The organism is Pseudomonas mendocina, from assembly GCF_900636545.1.
Classification (GTDB): Bacteria; Pseudomonadota; Gammaproteobacteria; order Pseudomonadales; family Pseudomonadaceae; genus Aquipseudomonas; species Aquipseudomonas mendocina.
The window spans coordinates 3,454,996-3,469,384 of the sequence record NZ_LR134290.1 but is presented as its reverse complement, the minus strand read 5'-3'; the positions used below and the strand labels follow the sequence as shown (position 1 = coordinate 3,469,384).

At 63.1% G+C, this 14,389-nt stretch carries 17 protein-coding genes; 7 read left to right on the top strand and 10 right to left on the bottom strand.

Annotated features, from left to right (window positions below):
* Positions 1-24 precede the first annotated feature (24 nt).
* Positions 25-804, top strand: coding sequence for an EAL domain-containing protein (locus tag EL191_RS16095; RefSeq protein ID WP_013716486.1), 780 nt, complete (start codon positions 25-27; stop codon positions 802-804).
* 59 nt (positions 805-863) lie between these two features.
* Here the strand turns inward: EL191_RS16095 and EL191_RS16090 are convergent, their stop codons facing one another.
* Positions 864-1,541 carry a DUF4197 domain-containing protein gene (locus tag EL191_RS16090; protein WP_013716485.1) on the bottom strand — a complete coding sequence of 226 codons (678 nt, stop codon included), beginning with the start codon at positions 1,539-1,541 and terminating at the stop codon, positions 864-866.
* Between the two features lie 115 nt (positions 1,542-1,656).
* Between EL191_RS16090 and EL191_RS16085 the strand changes: the two genes are divergently transcribed.
* Positions 1,657-2,058 (top strand): hypothetical protein, encoded by a 402-nt coding sequence (locus EL191_RS16085; RefSeq protein WP_013716484.1) that lies wholly within the window; start codon positions 1,657-1,659, stop codon positions 2,056-2,058.
* Between the two features lie 4 nt (positions 2,059-2,062).
* On the opposite strand, the gene EL191_RS16080 is transcribed toward EL191_RS16085, so the two are convergent.
* A complete protein-coding gene (locus EL191_RS16080; protein ID WP_169746333.1) occupies positions 2,063-2,284 on the bottom strand; it encodes a hypothetical protein in 222 nt (73 codons plus the stop codon).
* A gap of 79 nt (positions 2,285-2,363) precedes the next feature.
* On the opposite strand from EL191_RS16080, the gene EL191_RS16075 reads away from it, so the two are divergent.
* Complete coding sequence (locus EL191_RS16075) at positions 2,364-2,549, top strand: hypothetical protein (RefSeq protein WP_013716482.1); 186 nt, start codon at positions 2,364-2,366, stop codon at positions 2,547-2,549.
* A gap of 457 nt (positions 2,550-3,006) precedes the next feature.
* On the opposite strand, the gene EL191_RS16070 is transcribed toward EL191_RS16075, so the two are convergent.
* The 5 genes from EL191_RS16070 to EL191_RS16050 form a co-directional block, all read right to left on the bottom strand.
* The gene (locus tag EL191_RS16070) at positions 3,007-3,717 is read right to left on the bottom strand and encodes an SDR family NAD(P)-dependent oxidoreductase (RefSeq protein ID WP_041979981.1); all 711 of its coding nucleotides are present in this window, start codon (positions 3,715-3,717) and stop codon (positions 3,007-3,009) included.
* Positions 3,714-4,247, bottom strand: coding sequence for a DUF3833 domain-containing protein (locus EL191_RS16065; protein WP_041979983.1), 534 nt, complete (start codon positions 4,245-4,247; stop codon positions 3,714-3,716). Before EL191_RS16065 ends, EL191_RS16070 begins: the two co-directional genes overlap by 4 nt.
* Positions 4,248-4,255: 8 nt before the next feature.
* Positions 4,256-4,801: a chalcone isomerase family protein gene (locus tag EL191_RS16060; protein WP_013716479.1), complete on the bottom strand. Its 546-nt coding sequence runs from the start codon at positions 4,799-4,801 to the stop codon at positions 4,256-4,258.
* 453 nt (positions 4,802-5,254) lie between these two features.
* Complete coding sequence (locus tag EL191_RS16055; RefSeq protein WP_041979985.1) at positions 5,255-5,953, bottom strand: SDR family oxidoreductase; 699 nt, start codon at positions 5,951-5,953, stop codon at positions 5,255-5,257.
* Complete coding sequence (locus EL191_RS16050) at positions 5,944-6,807, bottom strand: MBL fold metallo-hydrolase (RefSeq protein WP_013716477.1); 864 nt, start codon at positions 6,805-6,807, stop codon at positions 5,944-5,946. Before EL191_RS16050 ends, EL191_RS16055 begins: the two co-directional genes overlap by 10 nt.
* A 103-nt stretch (positions 6,808-6,910) precedes the next feature.
* On the opposite strand from EL191_RS16050, the gene EL191_RS16045 reads away from it, so the two are divergent.
* The 3 genes from EL191_RS16045 (at position 6,911) to EL191_RS16035 (ending at position 10,120) form a co-directional block, all read left to right on the top strand.
* Positions 6,911-7,810, top strand: coding sequence for a LysR family transcriptional regulator (locus EL191_RS16045; protein ID WP_041979987.1), 900 nt, complete (start codon positions 6,911-6,913; stop codon positions 7,808-7,810).
* A 61-nt stretch (positions 7,811-7,871) separates the two neighbouring features.
* Positions 7,872-9,233, top strand: coding sequence for a putative bifunctional diguanylate cyclase/phosphodiesterase (locus EL191_RS16040; RefSeq protein ID WP_013716475.1), 1,362 nt, complete (start codon positions 7,872-7,874; stop codon positions 9,231-9,233).
* 230 nt (positions 9,234-9,463) lie between these two features.
* Complete coding sequence (locus tag EL191_RS16035; protein WP_013716474.1) at positions 9,464-10,120, top strand: TIGR04211 family SH3 domain-containing protein; 657 nt, start codon at positions 9,464-9,466, stop codon at positions 10,118-10,120.
* A gap of 4 nt (positions 10,121-10,124) precedes the next feature.
* On the opposite strand, the gene EL191_RS16030 is transcribed toward EL191_RS16035, so the two are convergent.
* The 3 genes from EL191_RS16030 to ubiM form a co-directional block, all read right to left on the bottom strand.
* Positions 10,125-10,358, bottom strand: coding sequence for a cbb3-type cytochrome oxidase subunit 3 (locus EL191_RS16030; protein WP_041979989.1), 234 nt, complete (start codon positions 10,356-10,358; stop codon positions 10,125-10,127).
* Entirely contained in the window at positions 10,348-11,781 is a 1,434-nt protein-coding gene (gene ccoN / locus EL191_RS16025; RefSeq protein ID WP_041979991.1) for a cytochrome-c oxidase, cbb3-type subunit I, read from the bottom strand. Before ccoN ends, EL191_RS16030 begins: the two co-directional genes overlap by 11 nt.
* Before the next feature lie 159 nt (positions 11,782-11,940).
* Complete coding sequence (gene ubiM, locus EL191_RS16020) at positions 11,941-13,113, bottom strand: 5-demethoxyubiquinol-8 5-hydroxylase UbiM (RefSeq protein ID WP_041979993.1); 1,173 nt, start codon at positions 13,111-13,113, stop codon at positions 11,941-11,943.
* Positions 13,114-13,414: 301 nt separating this feature from the next.
* Here ubiM and EL191_RS16015 point away from each other — a divergent pair, with 301 nt between their 5' ends.
* Positions 13,415-14,377 (top strand): glucokinase, encoded by a 963-nt coding sequence (locus tag EL191_RS16015; protein ID WP_041979995.1) that lies wholly within the window; start codon positions 13,415-13,417, stop codon positions 14,375-14,377.
* The last annotated feature ends 12 nt before the right edge of the window (positions 14,378-14,389 follow it).

The window sequence follows — 14,389 nt, the reverse complement described above, 5'->3', positions numbered from 1 at the left end:
GCCATATCCTTCGAGGAAGCGCCGATGAACAGTGTCAGCCGATGTACCTTCCCACAGCCATTTAAGGCCATAGGGTGCGCCGAGTGCCGAGATGTCGAAGCGTTGGGATTCGATTTCACCATGGCGTTTCAATTGATCCTCGATGTCGAGGAGCGACGGCCGTTCGCCTACGAGGCCCTGGTGCGGGGAAGCAAGGGCGAGTCGGCCAGAGAGGTATTGGGGCAGGTCAACGATGGCAACCGCTATCGCTTCGACCAGGCCTGCCGCGTCAGAGCCATCGAGCGGGCAGCGCAGCTCGGCCTGCTCGATGTGCCGGATTGCCTGCTCAGCATCAATTTCCTGCCCAATGCGGTATATCGGCCCGAGACCTGCATTCGTGCCACGCTGGAAGCGGCCAGGCTTTTCGACTTTCCGCGCGAGCGGCTGATGTTCGAAGTGACCGAGGGTGAGCAGATTCACGACACCGCACATCTCAAACGAATCTTCGCCGAGTATGGAAAGCAGGGGTTCACCACCGCCATCGATGATTTCGGTGCCGGCTATTCCGGGCTCAATCTGCTGGCCGAGTTCCAGCCGCACGTGCTCAAGTTGGATATGGCGCTAACCCGTGGCATCGATCAGGACCCGGTGCGCCAGGCGATCGTCGCCGGCATCGTGCTGGTGGCTACACGGCTGAACATCCGCATCATCGCCGAGGGCATCGAAAGTGCGGGGGAGCGTGATGCCTTGCAGGAACTGGGTGTTCGCTACATGCAGGGCTTTTTCTTCGCCCGGCCGGCGCTGGACCGGCTCTGCTTGCCCTGACTGAAAAGAAAACGCCCCGATAGCTACAGACCAGCGGGGCGCAGGCAATGGCAGCTTTCTCACAGTGCGCCGAACACCTTCTTCGCCAGACCGGTGGCGGCAGCAGCCGGGTTCTGGCGGATACTGGCTTCCTGCTTGGCGATCATCTCGAACAGCCCATCGAGGGCCTGCTCGGTCACGTAGCTTTCCACCGTGCTGCTCTTGGCATCGACCACGCCAAAGCTGGCGGCCTGGCCGGCGAAGGCGTTGTACTGCTGGGCCAGACCGACCTGGTCGGTGGCCTGCTTGACGATGGGCAGGAACTTGGCGCGAATCTGCTCACGGCTGCTCTTGTTCAGGTACTGCGTGGCGGAATCATTGCCGCCGCTGAGAATCGCCTTGGCGTCAGCCACGGTCATCTTCTTCACCGCGTCGACCAGCAAGGCCTGGGCTTGTGGCACGGCCGCTTCGGCGGCCTTGTTCATGCTCGCTTCGAGCTGATCGACCTGGGCACCCATGCCCATCATCTTCATGGTCTTGGCGGCTTTGCCGAGTTTGCCGGGCAGCTCGATGCGCACGTCCGGGTTGTTGCTGAAGCCGCCTGGCGCGCCCAACTGCTTGACGGCCACCTGGGCGCCCTGGATCAGCGCGTCCTTGAGACCTCCGCTGGCGTCCTGCTGGCTCAGGTCGGAGAGGGACAGGGCGAAGACGTTGGCCGAGAGCAGCAGGCCAGCAGCGAACGTGGTGAGGCGCAGCATGGTGTTCTTCCTTGTTTCGGGGAAATGCTGTGAGCTTAACGGAGTCTGCTGCGCTGACAAGCCAGGCGATGGGAGTGGATGTGCAGCGCGCATGGCTATGGCTATGATCAGGGCGATGAATTCACCATTGCCCTTGCGTAATCCCTGCCCACCCGGTGCTTGCGACTGTCAGCGTGACGAGCTGCTGGACCGGCCGGGTGCCGACACGCGCATCCTCCTGCTCACGCGCCAGGAGGAGCAGCGTCTGCTCGAACGCCTGGAGAACCTGCAAAGCTTGGACGATCTTGAGCGCATGAAGCAGCGTATGTACGAACAACTGGGCATTCGCCTGCATATCGAGCCAGCGTATGGCGAGGTACGCAGCATGCGCGGCATCCACATGCAGTTCGACGCGCATCCGGGGTTGTGCCGCAAGACGCGGCAGAGCATTCCCGCGGCGATCCGCCGGGCCATGGAGAAGCGCCCGGAAATCGCCTGGCGCCTGCTCGACGCCAACGATCTGTTCAGCGCACTGTAAGGGATCAACCCTGGCGGGCGTTATGCAGGGCTAGGCGATAAGCTTCGACCAGTTCCTGCAGCAGCAGGTTGGCCATTTCTGTTTGCGCCTGCCCCGGCTGGCCTCTGAGCAGTTTGCCGAGGCGTGCTGCCTGGTATTCGGCAGTCGCCTGGTACTGGCAGGGCTCGTTGCGTCGGGCGCTGATCTCGATGCGCGGCAAGGTACTGCGCCTGTTGTTCGCAGTCACTGGTTTGGCTGTTAGCGGGGCCGATCTTTTGCAGATCATGCGGATTCATTCTCCGTGCGAGGGTTAGGCGAGCTGGCTGATGCCACGGCATCACTCGCTGATCGATGCGCAGGCGCTGGCTGGACTTGGTGAAGTCGATTGGTGGAGTCGCTTGGCAGAAACCACGGTTTCGATGATGGCGGCGCATCGGCCTACTGGCTTCATCCGTTCGGCTATCTACTGCGCCATTCACGTTGGCGCAATCATCGAAGGGCGAGTGTATTAGCCGCCTGAAAATAGCGCCTTTGCAGGAGCGGACAAGAACTTTGCAGGGGAGGAATCTGAGCCTGCATTTCGTTTCAGTGCACGAACTCAGGCTTGTGTCTGCATGCGCTTCCGGTGGCTGGTTATTTAACGCGATTAGCAAGTACTGAGCCTGTGTGAACGACAACGCCACGCTCAGGCGTGGCGTTGTCGTTCGTGGTTGGGTAGCAGGTTAGTGCTGCCAGCCGCCGAGTGCCGTATCTTCGCATCGCTATCATCGGCGAGCTGCTGATCGAGTGGTAAGTATCGCTGGTCTGTGGCGTGGCCGTGCAGCCAGTGTGCGTTCGCTGACTGTACTGGAGCAGCTCTTCCTCAAGGGCGCCAGTCAGCCAAAGCCCTGATAGTCGCAGTCGCGGTTACGCCTACACTCAATCGCCCCCACGCGATTACCTCACTCGCGCGTAGGTTTTCAGCTTCTGTCACCATGGCAGCGGTTGTCCGTCGTAGGCGTGGAAGTTGCCGCTGTGCTCGGGACCGAGCCTGTCGATCACCTGCAGCATCTGAGCCGCCGCCAGTTCGGCCGGGCGTGCGGCAGCGGCGCCGCGAAAGGGTTGCGACAGTGGCGAAATCACCGTGCCGGGATGAAGGCTGAGCAGTCGCGCCCTGGGTTTGCTGCGCGCCAGTTCGATGGAGGCGGTCTTGATCAGCATGTTCAGCGCCGCCTTGGACGCGCGGTAGGCATACCAGCCGCCCAGGCGGTTATCGCCGATGCTGCCGACCTTGGCCGAGAGCATCGCCATGGCGCCCTGTTTGTCGAGCAGGGGCAGGAAGTGTCGCAGAACCAGCGCCGGGCCCAGCGCGTTGACCTGGAACACCGCCTGCAGGGCATCGGCCTCGATGGCCGCCAGGCTCTTCTCCGGGGCGATACCGTCGCGGTGCAGCAGCCCGGCAGCATGAACGATCAGCTGATAGGGGCCGTCCTCGGCCAGCGCGGCGGCGGCTTCAGCGATGCTGGCAGGGGCTTCCAGATCCAGTGCGGGCGTGCTGCTGCGGCTCAGTTCACGCACGCCGGCACAGTTTGCATCAGCGCGTAGCAATTGGCACAAGGCCTGGCCGATGGCCCCGCTTGCGCCGATCACCAGTGCCTTGTAGCCGCTGCCGAAGCTGGTCAGCGTCAGCGCTTGGCTCATGGTTGAGCCGCGCCCCGGCGGAAGAACAGCGTCACCTGGCCCAGTTCGATGCCGAACTTGCTCATGCTCGAACGGTTGATCAGGGTGTCGTCGTCCATCAGGTACATCCAGTCGTCGAAATAGACCACGTAGGTGCTGTCGTCCACCGGCAGGTTCAGGTGATAACGCCAGCGCAGGGCATTGCCGGCCACTTCGCCTGTGGCTTGGCCGACCACGTCATCGGCGGTGCCGAGCCAGCGTCCGGTGCCATCCGGTGTCAGTGTCCAGACCCGGCGCTGGCGCGTGCCGTCGCTGTACAGGAAACGCTCGTCGAGGATCAGCTTGTCGCCATCGCGGCGGCTCTGGATATCGACGTGGAAGCGTTTGATCACCTCGCCTGAGCGATCCTGAAACATGCCCCAGGCCTGTACCGGGCCGGAGAAGAAGGTAGGCAGGTCGAGTACGGGTTTCTCGTCGGCGTAGCGTTCGACCGGTACCTGGCCGCAACTGATCAGCAGCAGGCTGGTCAGCAGTATCAATAGGGTTTTCATGGCGTACCTCATGGGTTAAGGCCGAGTAGCGCAGTGCGCAGCTTGGGGCTGCGGGTTTGCGGGTCGAGCCAGATGGAAAAGAAGGCGCGGGCAAACTCCGGGTCGTCGATGACATGCTGCAGCTTGCCGTCGACGTAGAAGCGACAACCGCGTTCGGGCAGGAACACGCCGGTGATGCGCGTACCGTCGGTGACGTCGACGAAGGCCTGGCGCATCTGCTGCGTCCAGTCGTCCTGTTGCTCGCGGTCCAGCGGCTGGCCATTGATCCGGCGGATTTCGTCGAGACTGGTATCGACCAGGGTCTCCCGGCTGATGCTACGCCTGTAGGTCAGTTCCAGAGCGAAGGGTTGCGAGAAGTCCACCTGCCGTGTCGGACTCCAGAGCTTGGCGTTGTATACCGAGAAGCCGAACCAGCTGAAATCGCCACTGCCGACCAGGCGTGCCTCGGGCAGCTGTTCACGCCAGCCGGACTGGTTGTTGGCCTGTACCAGGGGGCTGCTGAGCAGCAGCGTCAGCAGCAGGGTGGAGCACAGGCGTGATGTCAGGATTGCCATGAACCATCCCTCGCAGTTGAATGCCGCGGCCAGCGACTGGCCGCGTGTACCGAATAAAAAAATCCGACAACCAAAAAAGGGGAGAAGTGGGTTGCCGGATTGCGCAGCTTGTCGACTGCCGCCTGTGATCAGGCGGCGAACTCCTCGTCGGGATTTGCTGATACGCCCAGCCTTGAGACCGTCTGGGGCGCTGCAGTCCTCGCACACGAGGCACAGATCACGCGGGGGGCACGCTGAGACGGCAGGGCGATTTACCTAAACTGTACAATATCTGATTTATGTACAGTTTTTGTATAGCTGTTTGAGGTGCTTTGCAAGCCCTTTCGCGTATGTTCGTGTATCGGCTGACTCATCCAGGCCACGGTTGTGTTGGCTTTACAGGTTTATCGAGGCAGCAAACGAAAGCGCCCGGCGGATGATCGACATGGCCGGGCGCAGCGATGATCGCGTTGCTCACCAGGGTAGGGCTTGGCCCTGGTAGTCGAGAAACGCGCAGGTGCGTTGGCCAAGCTGAGCGAGTAGTACCTCACGCAGGCCGCGGCCACTCTGCTCAACGCTCAAGGGAGCGTTGTCGCCGCCCATGCCGGTGCGTACCCAGCCGGGATGCAGTGCCAGCAGGCTCCAGGGCAGTTGCGGCAGTTGCATCTGCCAGCTGCGCAGCAAGCTGTTCAGCGCTGCCTTGCTGGCGCCATACAGCGGCATGTCGGCGGCGCGAGCCAAGTGCAGGCTGGCCATTTGCGAACTCATGAAGGCGATCACACCGCCCTCGATTACATGCTCGGCCAACTGCTGGGCCAGGCGAATAGGCGCCACGGCGTTGGCCAGGAACAGCTGGCCGATTTCATCGTCCTCGGCTTGTCGCGGGTCCTGATGGCCGGGGCCGTACACCCCGGCATTGAACAGCGCGCAATCCAGACGCCGGCCATGCAGGGCGGTTTCGATGGTGCAGGAGGCTGCGCGGTCATTGAGATCGCAGGTAATCACGCGCAGGTCATCCGGATGTCGGGCGCGCAAGCCATCCAGCGGGCTGGCGGGGCGCAACTCGCGCACCACCGCGTGCACCTGCCAGCCTGCGTCGAGAAAGGCCTGCACCAGGCCGAGTCCCAGGCCGCGCGAGGCGCCACAAATCAGAATCTGGCGTTTCATGGCCATTGCATTTCACCTTTGAGTACTTTGGCGCTCAGTTCCAGGCTGCTTTCATCCTGCAAGTCAGGATAACGCGCCTTCATGGCCGCAATCAGTGCTTGGCTGTCGTTGGCTTTGGCCAGTTCCTCCTCCAGCGCCAGAAGGTAATCGCGGGTGAAGCGCAGGTCCGCCAGGTTCATGGCCGGCTCGCCCAGGTAGTGACCCGGTACCAGAGTGGTCGGTTGCAGGGCTTCGAGCTCGTCCAGCGACTTCAACCAGCTCTTGCGCGCTTCGGCGCTCTGCGAATCGGCCATCCAGACGTGGATGTTGGCGCTGGTCAGTATGCCGCCGACCACGGCCTTGATCCCGGGAATCCACAGGCTGGTGTGCTTTGGATCATGGCCGACCACCTCGATGCGCTGGCCTTCCAGCTCCAGTGCATCGCCTTGCAGCACTTCGGGCGCCAGGGTGCGTGCCGGCGCGCTGTCCTTGAGGATCGGGCCCCAGTAGGCCAGCTTGGGCGCGCGGGTTTTCTCGATGTAGGCGACGGTGGCCGGCGTGGCCAGCACCTTGGCTTCGGGGTAGGCGCGCGTGAGCACGTCGAGGCCGAAGTAATAGTCCGGGTCGCCATGACTGATGAATATGGTGGTCAGGTGCTTGCCGCTGGCCTGAATACGCTTCACCAATTCCTCGGCCTCCCGGTTGGAGAACTGCGCGTCCACCAGGATCGCGTCCTTCTCGCCAGTGATCAGGGTCGAGCTGACCGGGAACACGGCGGCGTCGCGTGGGTTGTATGTGTCCAGGGTCAGCGGCTGGGCGAGCACGCTGCTGGCTGCAGCGAGCAGACCAAGGCCGGCGATGAAACGGGTGGCGAAAGACATGACGATCTCCAGGCTGGTGAGAGTCGCGCATCTTATGTGCTATCTGGCGAGCTAAAAGCCCCGTAAGCTGGCCATGTTCATTGCGTGAATCGAGCGAATCATCATGGATCGACTGACAGCTGCACGGGTTTTCGTCGAGGTGTTGGAGCGCGGCAGTCAAACCGCTGCGGCCGAGGCCCTGGACATGTCGCGGGCCATGGTCTCGCGCTATCTCGCCGAGCTCGAGAGCTGGGCCGGGGTGCGCCTGCTGCACCGCAGCACGCGGCGCCTGAGCCTGACAGCCGCAGGCGAACAGATGCTGCCGCAGTGCCGCGAGATGCTGGCGTTGGCCGAACGCATGCAGGCACTCGGTCAGAGTGTGGATGACACGCCGCGCGGCACCTTGCGTATCACCTGTAGCCAGTCCTTCGCCCAGGCCTGGCTGGTGCATGCGCTGCGGGCATTCACCGAGCGCTATCCCCAGGTCAGTGTCGACCTGTTGGTGGGCAGCGAGGCCGTCAACCTGGTGGAAGCCCGCATCGACCTGGCGCTGCGTATCACCAACCAGCTCGACCCGAATCTGATCGCCAGGCGTCTGGCCGTATGTCGCTCGGTGGTTTGCGCCAGCCCGGATTATCTGGCGCGGCACGGCGCGCCGCAGCGCCCGGAGGACCTGACTCGGCACAACTGCCTGGCTTATGCCTACTTCGGCCGCAGTCTGTGGGAGTTCGAGCACCAGGGCGAGGTCATTGCGGTGTCGGTGTCTGGCAGCCTCAGCGCCAACGAATCGATGGTGTTGCTGGAGGCCACCCTGGCGGGTGCCGGCATCAGTCTGCAGCCACTCTATTCGGTAGACGCGCTAGTGCGCGAAGGTCGCCTGGTGCATCTGTTGGCGGACTACCAGCCGCCGCAGTTGGGCATCCATGCGCTTTACGGCACGCGCAGACAAATGCTGCCGGCCATGCGCCTGCTGCTTGATTTCATTGCCGAGCGGCTGGCCAGTGACACGTACTGGCAACATTAAAAGCTGCTTGCATTTGGCCAGCCGTCTTCGAGAATGAGAGAGATCGGACAAGGATTTCTCCATGCCAGCACTCTCGACCTTCGGCAAACGCGTTCGCCAACTCTGGCATGCAGCAGATCTGGCTTTGGTCGGCCAACGGCGCGAGCGACGCATGCGCATGCTGGCCAGCATGGTCATGGTGGTGATGGGCATGTTGTGGGGGCTGTTCTTTTCCTCCCGCGGCTACTGGGCCATCGTGGTCATGGATATCGTCATCGTCCTCAGCGGCGTCGCCGTGTTCGCGCTGACCCTGCGCAATCGAGCCCGCGCGGCCAACCTGATCCTGTTCGGTGCGCTGATCCTGATCGTCGTCGCCTCGACCCTGCTGCTCGATCCGCCCACGCTTGCGGCGCCGCGGGCCACGCATCTGTATCTGCTGCCGGTCGCGGTGGGTGCGCTGATGGCCTTTCGCGACGAGCCATTGAGACTGCGTTACGGCATTTCCCTGTTCAGCCTGCTGCTGTTCGTGGCGCTGGCGGCTTCCAACTGGCGGCCAACCGATCTCTATGCCTTGCCGGACGATGTCCGGTTAATCGGCTCCTGGTTGCAGGGGCTGGTGGCCATGGCATTGTTCTTCGGGCTGCTGCATATCCTGCAAACCGATACGGCCGAGCGCTCGGAGCTGGATCGCGACTTGCGAGCAGCGGTGCGCGAGCAGCAGTTCGTGCTGTATTACCAGCCGCAACTCGATGACAGCGGGCGGGTGACCGGGGCCGAGTTGCTGATTCGCTGGCAGCACCCGCAGCGCGGACTGCTGGCCCCCGGCGAGTTCATCGACCACGCCGAGAATACCGGCCTGATCATCCCCATCGGCCAGTGGGTGCTGGAGCAGACGGCGGCGCGATTGCGGCAGTGGCAGGATGACCCGCTTTATCGCGACCTGAGCCTGGCGGTGAACATCAGCCAGAAACAGTTCGGCCAGGCCAGTTTCGTCGCCGAGATTCTCGGCCTGATCGAGCGCCATGGCATCGATGCCCAGCGTCTGGAACTGGAGCTGACCGAGACGCTGATCGTCCGCGACATGGAAGACCTGACGCGCAAGATGACTGCGCTGGTCGAACGGGGCGTACGTTTTTCCCTGGATGATTTCGGTACCGGTTTTTCCTCGCTCAGCCATCTCAAGCGTTTGCCTTTGAGCAAGCTTAAGATCGACCGCTCCTTCATCTGTGATGTGCTCACCGACGCCAACAGCGAAACCATCGTGCGCACCGTGATCGCCCTCGGTCAGAGCATGGGCATGACGGTGATCGCCGAAGGAGTGGAAACCGAGGCGCAGCGGGGTTTTCTGGCCGATAACGGTTGTCTTCGCTACCAGGGCTATCTGTTCGGCAGGCCGATGCCGCTGGCGGATTTTTGCGCCTTCGTGCAGCGTCACAACGTCTGAGCCAGCGTTCCGTCCATCCACCATCGCCCGCTTCGAGTGAACTCGAAGCAACGGGGCAATGTCTGTCTGCTGTCGGCCCGTACCGGCAGAAATAGATGGCTATTGGCCGCTAGTGTGGCGTCTTCGTCGCGGATTCTGCCTGGATCATGCTTGAGCATGCTTTTGAGCGCGCGGCCGGCACGTTCATCCCGTTCGCCGGGTTCGTCTGACTGCCACGTGAAGATCGCCCCATGTTTTTATCTCGTCATGCTCCATTCCAACCCCGCATCCTCGGTGCCTGCCTGCTGCTCGGTGGCCTGCTCGGCGGCGCACAACCGGCCTTGGCCGAAGAAGCACCCAGCAACCAGCGCTGGGTCAGCGACAGCCTCAATACCTATGTGCGCAGCGGCCCCACCGATGGCTATCGCATCGTTGGCACCCTGGTTTCCGGGGAAAAAGTGGAGTTGTTACGCACCCAGGGCGACTACAGCCAGGTACGCAGCGAAAGCGGCAACACGGTCTGGATTCCCAGCCGTGACCTGCAGTCGGTGCCCGGCCAGGCCGAGCGCCTGCCGCAACTGGAGCAGAAGGTGGCTGACCTCAGTGCCGAGCTCAAGGGCATCGACGATGCCTGGAAGGTCCGCGTGCAAGGCATGCAGGAAACCCTGGACTCGCGCAAGAAACTGATCGACGAGCTGCAGGCCGCTCGCGGTGCGCTGGATGCCGAGCTGACCACCACCCGTTCGCAGCTGCGCGATGCCCAGGCGCAACTGGGCGAGGAGCAACAACAGGTGCTGATGCGCTACATGGCCTATGGCGGCAGCATCGCCGGTGCCGGGCTGCTGCTCGGCCTGATCCTGCCTACCATGTTGCGCGTGCGGCGCAAGCGTAACGATCAGTGGGTGTGAGCCCTCAGAACGTCTGTTGCCCCTGATGCTCGCAACCTCCATCGCAGGTGCCGGGACAGGCGCAGCCACTGGTGCTGCGCCCGGTATCGCGCTCGACGCGGCGCGCCACGGCGGGATCGTCGGCGAACGGCAGCATGGTCGCCTCGTCGAGGTCACGCTGGCTGCCGCGGCACAGGCTTAGCTGTACGCCGACGAAGAACACGGCCAGGGCGATCATCCACCAGGCTTCAGCCAGCATGAGCGGCCTCTGCGACAGCGTGCGATTCGGTAGCCGGGCGACGCAGGGTCAGCCAGGTGTTGAGCGCCATCAGCAGCATACCCGCGAGGAAGCACAGGCCGCCGACCAGACGTACCACGAAACCCGGATGGCTGGCTTCCAGCGCCTCGACGAAGGAGTAGGTGAGGGTGCCGTCCTCGTTCACCGCACGCCACATCAGGCCCTGGGTGATGCCGTTGACCCACATCGAGGCGATGTACAGCACGGTGCCGATGGTCGCCAGCCAGAAGTGCGCGTTGATCATGCCGGTGCTGTACATGCCGTCGCGGCCGAAGACTTTCGGGATCAGGTGATAGAGCGAGCCGAAGGTGATCATCGCCACCCAGCCGAGCGCGCCGGCATGCACGTGGCCGATGGTCCAGTCGGTGTAGTGCGACAGGGCGTTCACGGTCTTGATCGCCATCATCGGGCCTTCGAAGGTGCTCATGCCGTAGAACGCCAGCGAGACCACCAGAAAGCGCAGGATCGGATCGGTGCGCAGCAGGTGCCAGGCGCCGGACAGCGTCATCATGCCGTTGACCATGCCGCCCCAGCTCGGCGCCAGGAGGATGATCGACATCACCATGCCCAGGCTCTGCGCCCAATCCGGCAGTGCGGTGTAGTGCAGGTGGTGCGGGCCGGCCCAGATGTACAGGGTGATCAGTGCCCAGAAGTGCACGATGGACAGGCGGTAGGAGTACACCGGTCGATCCACTTGCTTGGGCACGAAGTAATACATCATCCCCAGGAAACCGGTGGTGAGGAAGAAGCCCACCGCGTTATGCCCGTACCACCACTGCACCATGGCGTCGGTGGCGCCGGAATAGATCGAGTAGGACTTGAACCAGCTCACCGGCACCGACAGGTGGTTGACGATGTGCAGCATGGCGATGACCAGAATGAAAGCGCCGAAGAACCAGTTGCCGACATAGATGTGGCGCGTCTTGCGCTGCGTCAGCGTGGTGAAGAAGACGATGCCGTAGGCGACCCAGACGATGGCCATCCATACCGCGCCGGTGAATTCGATCTCGGCGTATTCCTTGGTGGTGGTCAGGCCCATGGGCAGGGTCACCAGCATGATCAGGATGGTCGCCTGCCAGCCCCAGAACGTGAAGGCAGCCAGTTGGTCGGAGAACAGTCGCGTCTGGCAGGTGCGCTGCACTGCGTAGTAGCTGGCGGCGAACTGCGCGCTACCGGCGAAGCCGAACACCACCAGGTTGGTGTGCAGTGGGCGCAGGCGGCCGAAGCTCAGCCAGGGCGTGTCGAAGTTGAGTTCCGGCCAGACCAGCTGGGCGGCGATGAGCACACCGGTGCACATGCCCACCACTCCCCAGAAAAGAGTCATCAGGGTGAACTGGCGGACGACCTTGTAGTTGTAGGCCGGGAGAGGAGCAGCAGATTGCATCGCGTTAACCTTCCATACAGATGCGGGCGCAGCCGCGCGAGTGACGAAACTGTAGGGAGATGGAGGAAAACAAAACAGACTCAGAAAGTGCTGTCTGATGCATATCAGATGCTGCGAGGGGAAGCGCGAACCAGGTTTGGCGCACGCTCCCTAGGGGCGTCAGGCGCGGGCGGTCAGGTGCCGGGCGATGCCCTTCTTCAGCGGCAGCAGGCCCTGAGCCACGAGCAGACCTGCGCCGCGTAGCAGGCGAGCGGGCAGGCGATCGTTGGTGTACAGCTCCACCAGCAGGTTGGTGGCCTGGTACAACGGCCAGGTGGCCAGGCGCAGCTGGCGCTCGTAGCGCGCCAGTGGCGCAGTCGCACCGATGTCCTGGCGTTTGCCATGTGAGGCGAGCAGTGCGTCGCTGAGCAGTTGTACGCCGATCAGGCCGAAGTTGAAGCCGTGTGCGGTGACCGGGTGCATGCCCACGGCGGCATCGCCGAGCAGGGCGCAGCGGTTGCCGACCATGCGTCGTGCGTAGGCGCCCACCAACGGATAGGCGTGGCGGCTGCTGGCCAGTTGCATGGCGCCCAGGCGACGGTCGAAGCGCTTTTCCATCTCACGGGTGAAGATCGCTTCGTCCAGTTTCTGCAGGCGTTCTATTTCGCGCGGCGGCAGGGTGAGGACCATCGACGATTGCCGGCCATTGAGCGGTAGCAGGGCCAGGGTCTGGCCATAGCCGAACCATTCCCAGGCTACCTGGTGATGGTCCTGTTCGTGCTGCATGCGGCACACCAGCATGGTCTTGCCGAAGTCCTTGAGTTGCGCGCCGATAGCCAGCTGGCGGCGCGTCTCCGAGAAACGGCTGTCGGCGGCGACCAGCAGGCGTGGTTGCAACACCTGGCCGTCCTGTAGCACCAGCTTCACCTCGTTCTGGCTTTGCTCGATGGCGCGCACGCTGGTTTCACAGAGCAACTGCACATCGGAGCATTCGCTTACGGCCTGATAGGCAGCACGGCGAATGGCCTGGTTGGCCACCAGATGGCCGAGTCGCTCGGCGCCGGCCTGTTCGGCGCGTATCTTCAGGGCGAACAGCGAGGGCCCGTTGAACACCTGGGCATCGCGCAGCACGGCAACGTCTTCGCTGGGCAGGCGTGCCCACAGGCCGAGGCGTTCGAGCAGGGCTTGCGAGCCGTGGGTGAGGGCGATTTCGCGGCCGTCGAAGGCAGGTTCGGCCAACGCCTGCTCGGCCTGTCGCTCCAGCACGACAATGGACAGACCCTTTCCGGATAGGGCACGAGCCAGGCAAAGACCGGCCGGGCCTGCGCCGACGATGACGATATCGGGTGACATGCTGCTCTCCTTGCGAACTCGGAAAGGGCCGAGTCTAGGGCGCGGGATGGCTGCAACTATTGTCCGGGATCATGCCGAAGGTGGAATGCGCCATCCTCGGCGCGATTCACGACGCCGTGGGATATTCGTTGAATATTGTTGTTATTACTACTTTGTCCAGGTTGATTGGCGTAATTTTCGGGATTACTGTGGTGCGCGTTGTATGAACTACAAAAATAATTCGAGTTGGAGTCGATAGCATGCCCTCTCACGCTTCCGAGATAGCCCGTGCGCGATGCGTCCTCGTCATGGAGGCATTCACGTGAAACTGGCGCTGGTCGGCGACATCGGTGGAACCAACGCACGCTTCGCCCTGTGGCGTGACGATCATCTGGAGGCGGTACAGGTGCTGGCGACCGCCGATTTTCCCGGGCCGGAGCAGGCCATCATGGCCTATCTGCAGGCCCAGGGCCTGCCGTTGGGGGCGATAGGCTCGGTGTGCCTGGCCTGCGCTGGGCCGGTCAGCGGTGACCTGTTCCGGTTTACCAACAACCATTGGCGCATCGATCGCACAGCCTTCTGCCAGGCGTTGCAGGTCGACGAGCTGCTGATGATCAACGATTTCTTCGCCATGGCGTTGGGCATGACCCGCCTGGCCGAGCACGAGCGGATACCAGTGTGCGAGGGCCAGGCGCAGGCAGAGCGGCCGGTGCTGGTGATCGGCGCCGGTACCGGTCTGGGCGTCGGTACGCTGCTGGAGCAGGCCGACGGCCGCTGGCTGGTGTTGCCAGGGGAGGGTGGGCATGTCGACCTGCCCATTGGCAGCCCGCGTGAAGCCGAGCTGTGGCAGATTCTCCATCGACAACTGGGGCACGTAAGGGCCGAAGACGTGCTCAGCGGCAATGGCTTGCTGGCGCTTTACCGCGCCATCTGCGAGCTGGACGGCCAGCCGCGGCAGCACGATACGCCGGCTGCGATCACGACTGCCGGCCTGGCGGGCGAGCCCGTCGCCGCCGAGGTGCTGGAGCAGTTCAGTTGCTGGCTCGGGCGCGTGGCCGGCAACAATATGCTGACGCTGGGCGCGCGTGGCGGGGTCTACATCGTCGGCGGCGTGGTACCGCGTTTTGCCGAGCGTTTTCTCACCAGCGGTTTTGCCAAGAGTTTCCGCGACAAGGGGTGCATGAGCCATTACCTTGACGGCGTGCCTGTGTGGCTGGTGACGGCCGAGTATCCAGGCCTGACCGGCGCCGGCGTGGCCTTGCAACAGAGGGCCGAGGCCGGTTAGAACCTGCACCGA

Coding starts and splice junctions, on each gene's coding strand:
- EL191_RS16095 (WP_013716486.1), top strand. CDS start 25: ATGAACAGTGTCAGCCGATGTACCTTCCCACAGCCATTTAAGGCCATA.
- EL191_RS16090 (WP_013716485.1), bottom strand. CDS start 1,541: ATGCTGCGCCTCACCACGTTCGCTGCTGGCCTGCTGCTCTCGGCCAAC.
- EL191_RS16085 (WP_013716484.1), top strand. CDS start 1,657: ATGAATTCACCATTGCCCTTGCGTAATCCCTGCCCACCCGGTGCTTGC.
- EL191_RS16075 (WP_013716482.1), top strand. CDS start 2,364: ATGCCACGGCATCACTCGCTGATCGATGCGCAGGCGCTGGCTGGACTT.
- EL191_RS16070 (WP_041979981.1), bottom strand. CDS start 3,717: ATGAGCCAAGCGCTGACGCTGACCAGCTTCGGCAGCGGCTACAAGGCA.
- EL191_RS16065 (WP_041979983.1), bottom strand. CDS start 4,247: ATGAAAACCCTATTGATACTGCTGACCAGCCTGCTGCTGATCAGTTGC.
- EL191_RS16060 (WP_013716479.1), bottom strand. CDS start 4,801: ATGGCAATCCTGACATCACGCCTGTGCTCCACCCTGCTGCTGACGCTG.
- EL191_RS16055 (WP_041979985.1), bottom strand. CDS start 5,953: ATGGCCATGAAACGCCAGATTCTGATTTGTGGCGCCTCGCGCGGCCTG.
- EL191_RS16050 (WP_013716477.1), bottom strand. CDS start 6,807: ATGTCTTTCGCCACCCGTTTCATCGCCGGCCTTGGTCTGCTCGCTGCA.
- EL191_RS16045 (WP_041979987.1), top strand. CDS start 6,911: ATGGATCGACTGACAGCTGCACGGGTTTTCGTCGAGGTGTTGGAGCGC.
- EL191_RS16040 (WP_013716475.1), top strand. CDS start 7,872: ATGCCAGCACTCTCGACCTTCGGCAAACGCGTTCGCCAACTCTGGCAT.
- EL191_RS16035 (WP_013716474.1), top strand. CDS start 9,464: ATGTTTTTATCTCGTCATGCTCCATTCCAACCCCGCATCCTCGGTGCC.
- EL191_RS16030 (WP_041979989.1), bottom strand. CDS start 10,358: ATGCTGGCTGAAGCCTGGTGGATGATCGCCCTGGCCGTGTTCTTCGTC.
- ccoN (WP_041979991.1), bottom strand. CDS start 11,781: ATGCAATCTGCTGCTCCTCTCCCGGCCTACAACTACAAGGTCGTCCGC.
- ubiM (WP_041979993.1), bottom strand. CDS start 13,113: ATGTCACCCGATATCGTCATCGTCGGCGCAGGCCCGGCCGGTCTTTGC.